At 61.3% G+C, this 1337-nt stretch carries 3 protein-coding genes; all 3 read right to left on the bottom strand.

Features of this window, described 5'->3' with window-relative positions; translation table 11 throughout:
- A partial coding sequence (locus tag DK254_RS34570; protein WP_256595940.1) for a hypothetical protein occupies positions 1-107 on the bottom strand: 107 nt, incomplete at its 3' end.
- 118 nt (positions 108-225) lie between these two features.
- Positions 226-903, bottom strand: coding sequence for a DUF2931 family protein (locus tag DK254_RS21430; RefSeq protein WP_109935386.1), 678 nt, complete (start codon positions 901-903; stop codon positions 226-228).
- Positions 890-1337 (bottom strand): DUF2931 family protein (locus DK254_RS21425; protein WP_109935807.1); only part of this gene is annotated, 448 nt, incomplete at its 5' end. The genes DK254_RS21425 and DK254_RS21430, both read right to left, overlap by 14 nt.

Here is a 1337-nt window from a genome sequence, read left to right as displayed (position 1 = left end):
ATTCGGGCTTGATGGGCAGGGAAGCGAGCATTGCGGTTGCCTCTTGTTGAGTTGTCCCGGCGGCTATCGCAACCGCTATGCCAATCCCTTGGTTTTTGTTCAACTATATGAATCTATTATTATTTTTTGATTTTTAACGGTCTTGCGACGACGTTCGCTGTCGCAGCTTGCGACAGTCCTGAGACAACCATTGGGGCTGGCGACTGGCGCTTGGGCAGCGAGCTGTCACCAAGAGCCATAGGGGATTCCGTACTTCTCGATATAGGCTTTGGACTCCGGCTCCAGAGGCAAGGCGTATTGACCGCCGCTCAGCCCACCGTCGGGTCCTTTCTTCACCACGGTACCCTGCACCCGCGCCACGTCGATGGCCGACAGGCATGGCCCGATGAGCCAGACCCTGGCAATACCTCCCGGTGCCAGGCCGACCGTTAGCATCTTGCGATAATCCGTTATCCACTTGGCGTCGGCTTGGCAGAAGGCCTTTTCTCCGACGACCATTGCCTGTCGAGTAGCCTCCGGGATCACGATATAGGCCTCGTAGGTCTGCGGTTCGGCCAGGGACTGCCAGCGCACGTAGATCAGGCGCGGCAGGTCGGCCCCCAGTACCTGTTTGCCGGCCCCGGCTCCAGGCCGGGTCGGCCAGCCCCGTGGATCGCCCTTGAGGTTCTTCGGGGTATTGATCGCGGCAACCCCGTTCATGGCACGGCGAAAGACACGATCCTGCACATCCACCGCATCGGCGGTTTCGATCCACACCTCCATGTAGTTGGGCGCGAACAGGCCCAGGCGCCACGAGTCATAGGGCAACCGATGGGCGCCGCCGGCACAGCCGGCCAGCCCGAGCAGCAAGCCCAGCAGCACCAGCGTTCTGAGCCTGCGGTCAATGGGATCACCACGAACCATAGGGAATCCCGTACCTCTCGATATAGGCTTTGGACTCCGGCTCCAGAGGCAAGGCGTATTGACCGCCGCTCAGCCCACCGTCGGGTCCTTTCTTCACCACGGTAGCCTGCACCCGCGTCACGTCGATGGCCGACAGACATCCCCCCATGAGCCATACCCTTGCGATACCTCCCGGCGCCAGGCCTACCGTCAGCATGTCGCGATAGTCTTCACGCCAAATTCCCCTGGCCGGACAATAGCCGGTCTCCGGCTTCACCATCGCTCTTCGGGTGGCCTCAGGGATTACGATGTAGGCCTCGTAGGTCTGCGGTTCGACCAGGGACTGCCAGCGCACGTAGATCAGGCGCGGCAAGTCGGCGCCCAGCACCTGTTTGCCTTTACCGGCGCCTGGTCGTTCTGGCCAGCCCCGTGGATCGCTTTTGAGATTTTTCGGG

The organism is Pseudomonas sp. RW407 (genome assembly GCF_003176655.1).
GTDB lineage: Bacteria > Pseudomonadota > Gammaproteobacteria > Pseudomonadales > Pseudomonadaceae > Pseudomonas > Pseudomonas delhiensis.
The sequence above is the reverse complement of the archived record's forward strand: the minus strand, read 5'-3'. Positions and strand labels throughout refer to the sequence as shown.